The sequence below is a fragment of the Enterobacter sp. 01-M-03-SI-ECC genome (assembly GCF_047530215.1).
Lineage (GTDB): Bacteria > Pseudomonadota > Gammaproteobacteria > Enterobacterales > Enterobacteriaceae > Enterobacter > Enterobacter chengduensis.
Window position 1 is genome coordinate 1 of the sequence record NZ_JBLKDA010000106.1, and the last position, 479, is coordinate 479.

A 479-nucleotide genomic window follows, 5' to 3' on the forward strand; every position below is an offset into this window, starting at 1 on the left:
ACCCGCAGTACCACCTTTGCCCAGTCGTTACGAATTAACCGGTTTCGCAGCGTCAGCGCCGAAAAACTGCGTTTCTGAAACTGCCCGTAGCGATCCGGCGGCAGCCGGTCGTCATACCAGGTTTCGGCCATAATGCGACTGGTCCGCAGAACGGGGGCGAGGCAGGGAAAGGTTTCCAGCTGCGGGAGTTGCTGCAGCAGCCGCTTATAGCTGCGCGTCTGGCTTCCCGGCTGGCTGAGGAGGACCGTTTCCGTGGCGGGACGGGTCAGGAACAGGTTTTCCCGTACCCGGGGCAGATAGCCGCCGCCGATGTCGGAATGCGCGCCGGGCAGAGCCAGCTCGGGCCATACGGGCCGGACGCTGTTCAGGGCAAAGTTAAACCGGCACTCATTTCCCGCCGTGATGTGGAAGACCTTCTCCGCGATGCCGGGAGGCAGGGTGATGTTCACCCCGCCGGTACTGGCTGAGTGGGGATTCAT

At 62.8% G+C, this 479-nt stretch carries 1 pseudogene; it reads right to left on the reverse strand.

Annotation, left to right across the window (positions count from 1 at the left end):
• Positions 1-479, reverse strand: a pseudogene (locus ACMWKK_RS26280) (DUF2235 domain-containing protein); the annotation flags it as partial.